We start from the raw sequence: 4,216 nt of genomic DNA, 5'->3' as shown, positions 1-4,216 counted from the left end.
AAACTTTTGCTCTGAAATTTTGCTGAACTTTTGATACTTATTTTTTAGTTTCATATTAGGAGCTTATCAGGTTTTTTGATGATTTTGCTTCCTAAGCCCCTATTTTTTTTATATCATTGATTAAGGCGATTTCCACCCAGCGCAAATCGATTTATTAAAATGATAACGGGATAACTTACTTTAAAACCGCTTATCAAATATAAACCAGGCCGTCTGAAACTTACAGCTATTCCATCCCAAGCCACAAAAAACCGCCCTGTATTCACAGGGCGGTTAATCGTTTAGGCTAATCTTTTCAGACGGCCTTACTTGTTCAATTCATTGGCCAAATACAACCAAGTTTCAATCACAGTATCCGGATTCAAAGACACACTTTCGATGCCTTCTTCAACCAACCATTTGGCGAAATCAGGATGATCTGACGGACCTTGGCCACAAATGCCGACGTATTTGTTTTGCTTGCGACAAGCAGAAATCGCCAAGTGCAGCATCACTTTCACGGCAGGGTTACGTTCGTCGAAGGTTGCAGCAATCGGGCCGCCGCTGTCGCGGTCAACACCCAAGGTCAATTGGGTCATGTCATTCGAACCGATTGAGAAGCCGTCGAAGTATTGCAGGAATTGTTCGGCCAACAATGCGTTGCTTGGCACTTCGCACATCATGATCAAACGCAGACCATTTTTACCGCGCTCTAAGCCGTTTTCTTTCAAGGCTTTAATCACAGCTTCGGCTTCGCTCAATGTACGCACAAACGGAATCATGATTTCAACGTTGGTCAAACCCATCTCATCGCGAACGCGTTTCAGTGCTTTACATTCCAGTGCGAAACATTCGGCAAAATCTTCCGACACATAACGTGCGGCACCACGGAAGCCAAGCATTGGGTTTTCTTCGTGCGGCTCGTATTTTTCACCGCCGACCAAACCGGCATACTCGTTAGATTTGAAATCGGACATACGCACGATGGTTTTGCGTGGGTAAACCGAAGCAGCCAATGTGGCCACGCCTTCGGCGATTTTATCCACGTAGAAATCAACCGGAGAAGCGTAACCGGCAATGCGGCGGCTGATTTCGGCTTTCAATTCGTCATCTTGGCTGTCAAATTCGAGCAAGGCTTGCGGGTGGATACCGATTTGGCGGTTAATGATGAATTCCATGCGCGCCAAACCAATTCCATCGCTCGGCAGGCTGGAAAAGCTGAACGCCAATTCAGGATTGCCGACGTTCATCATCACTTTTACCGGCGCTTTCGGCATATTGTCCAACGCCACGTCGGTTACGTTCACATCCAGCAAACCGGCATAAATCAAACCGGTGTCGCCTTCGGCACAAGATACGGTCACTTCTTGGCCTTCTTGCAGCAATTCGGTAGCGTTGCCGCAACCTACTACCGCAGGAATACCCAATTCACGCGCAATAATCGCGGCGTGACAAGTACGGCCGCCACGGTTGGTCACAATCGCAGAAGCGCGCTTCATCACTGGTTCCCAATCCGGGTCGGTCATATCGGTAACCAATACGTCACCGGCTTCCACGCTTTCCATTTGCGAAGAATCTTTCACCAAGCGCACTTTACCTTGGCCGACTTTTTGGCCAATCGCGCGACCTTCAGCCAAGACTTGTTTGTCGCCGTTGATGGTGTATCGACGCAGACTGCGGGTGCTGTCTTCTTGAGATTTAACAGTTTCCGGACGGGCTTGCAAGATATACAGTTTGCCGTCAACACCGTCACGACCCCATTCGATGTCCATCGGACGGCCGTAGTGTTTCTCAATGGTCAATGCGTAGTGTGCCAACTCGGTCACTTCTTCATCGGTAATCGAGAAGCGGTTGCGGTCTTCTTCCGGCACGTCAATGTTGGTCACAGATTTACCGGCTTCGGCTTTATCGGTGAAAATCATCTTGATTTGCTTAGAACCCATGGTCTTACGCAAAATCGCCGGTTTGCCTTGTTTCAAAGTTGGTTTGAATACATAGAATTCATCAGGGTTTACCGCGCCTTGCACGACGTTTTCACCCAAACCGTAAGACGAAGTCACGAACACTACTTGATCGTAACCCGATTCGGTATCGATACTGAACATCACGCCTGAAGAGCCGCTGTCTGAACGCACCATGCGTTGTACACCGGCAGACAAGGCCACGATATCGTGTTCAAAGCCTTTGTGTACGCGGTAAGAAATGGCACGGTCGTTGTAAAGCGAAGCAAACACATGGTGCATGGCTTCTTTTACATTTTCCAAACCATTGATATTCAGATATGTTTCTTGCTGACCGGCAAATGAAGCGTCCGGCAAGTCTTCTGCAGTTGCAGATGAACGAACGGCTACAGAAATATCCGCAGTACCGGCATCGGCAACCATTTTGTTCCAAGCTTCTTCAATTTCGGCATTGAGCTGCTCAGGGAACGGCGTATCCAAAATCCATTGGCGGATTTCTTTACCCACGCGCGCCAGCTCGGCCACATCTTCAACATCCAGCTTAGCCAATGCAGCAGAGATACGCTCACTCAAGCCTTCGTGTGCCAAGAAAGCACGGTATGCGTCGGCCGTGGTGGCGAAGCCGCCCGGTACGCGTACGCCTTTTTCAGTCAACTGACTGATCATTTCGCCCAAAGAAGCATTTTTACCACCTACGCTTTCGACGTCGGTCATGCGTAAGTTTTCAAACCAAATCACGTAGTTTGCTGCCATTTTTCATCCAGTTCGTATTATGTTAAAAAAGAAATGAATCTGCTCATTTATTCTAAGACATTCGAACTATTCCTGTCATGTACTTTATGCTTCAAAAATGCTTAAGGCCGTCTGAAAAATTGCGGGCTACAGCGATGTAGTGAAATGAAATCAATATAGTTGAAATGTATCGAAACAGCTTACACCCTTGTAAAATATAGGGTTTAAGATAAATTAATGAAATTACGATACCTCTATTAATCATTTAAATTAGCATAAAATTTCAAAAATTTCGATTTTTCTTATAAAAAATTGGTATTTTAACTTTATTTAATTTTGTTGTAATTCTTTGTAGTTTGAAACGATGCGCTTTATTGCGACCGCGTCTCTTGCTATTATCAAACTTATATCTGCTACATTTCATTCATTAGAGAGAAACGTATGTCCAAACCCCGCCATATTTTTTATATTTCCGACCGCACCGGCCTGACCGCTGAAAACATCGGCGAAGCACTGCTCAATCAATTCGGTAATCTCGAATTCAAACGCTACACCTACCCTTTCATCAACACCGTTGAAAAAGCACAGGAAGTGATTGCCAAAGTCAACGCCAATGCCGAAGCCAACGGCGAACGCCCGATTGCTTTTGTCAGCGTGGTGAATGATGAAATCCGCAACATGATTAAAACCGCCAATGCCTACCAAATCAATTTCTTTGAAACCTTCTTAGGTGCATTGGAAAAAGAGTTAAACGCCGAAGCCACTTTGGCCTCGCAAGGCCACCACAGTATCGGCAACACCCAACGCTACGACGCGCGTATGGAAGCGGTGAACTTCTCACTCAATCACGACGACGGCGTCAGCGACAAAAACCTGCAAGAAGCCGATGTGATTTTGATGGGCGTATCGCGCTCCGGCAAAACCCCGACCTGCCTGTATCTTGCACTGCAATACGGCATCCGCGCCGCCAACTACCCGCTGATTCCCGATGATTTAGAATCGAGCGATTTGCCGCGCATGGTGAAACCTTACAAAGACAAATTGTTCGGCCTGACCATCCAACCGGAGCGCCTGCAAGCCATCCGCCAAGAGCGCCGCCCGAATTCGACCTATGCGCAAATCAACACCTGCCGCAGCGAAGTGGCCGATGCGCAAGCGATGTTTAAACGCCACGGTATTCCGTTTACCAATACCACCGATAAATCGGTAGAAGAATTGGCGGTATACATCTTGCAAGCTTGTCAACTGAAACGCCGTTTCTAATCTATAGATAATAAAAGGCCCTTACATTCGCCTAACAAGTGCAATTTCCAATAACAGAAAAGGCCAGTATGCGGTAGTATACTGCCTTTCCTGACAAGAAAGATTGCAATATGGCCTACACACAACTGACCTCACACCAAAGATACTACATTTCCAGACATTACCGCAACCTACCCCTAAACCAAATCGCACAGAACATCGGTTGTCATCCCGCCACCGTCAGTCGGGAAATCAGACGGCATTCCGTCAACGGAACCTACTGTTACCGAAAAGCACAACAG

At 46.9% G+C, this 4,216-nt stretch carries 3 protein-coding genes; 2 read left to right on the top strand and 1 reads right to left on the bottom strand.

Translation table 11 applies throughout. From position 1 onward, the window contains the following. Positions 1-305 precede the first annotated feature (305 nt). Positions 306-2,693 (bottom strand): phosphoenolpyruvate synthase, encoded by a 2,388-nt coding sequence (ppsA, locus tag CRG49_RS12390; RefSeq protein WP_095502241.1) that lies wholly within the window; start codon positions 2,691-2,693, stop codon positions 306-308. Between the two features lie 420 nt (positions 2,694-3,113). Between ppsA and CRG49_RS12385 the strand changes: the two genes are divergently transcribed. After that, complete coding sequence (locus CRG49_RS12385) at positions 3,114-3,935, top strand: pyruvate, water dikinase regulatory protein (protein WP_095502240.1); 822 nt, start codon at positions 3,114-3,116, stop codon at positions 3,933-3,935. A gap of 110 nt (positions 3,936-4,045) precedes the next feature. Then, on the top strand, positions 4,046-4,216 hold a 171-nt coding region (locus CRG49_RS14140), incomplete at its 3' end, for a helix-turn-helix domain-containing protein (protein WP_157807888.1).

The organism is Neisseria sp. N95_16, assembly GCF_002551535.2.
In the GTDB taxonomy this organism is placed as follows: domain Bacteria; phylum Pseudomonadota; class Gammaproteobacteria; order Burkholderiales; family Neisseriaceae; genus Neisseria; species Neisseria brasiliensis.
The sequence above is the reverse complement of the archived record's forward strand: the minus strand, read 5'-3'. Positions and strand labels throughout refer to the sequence as shown.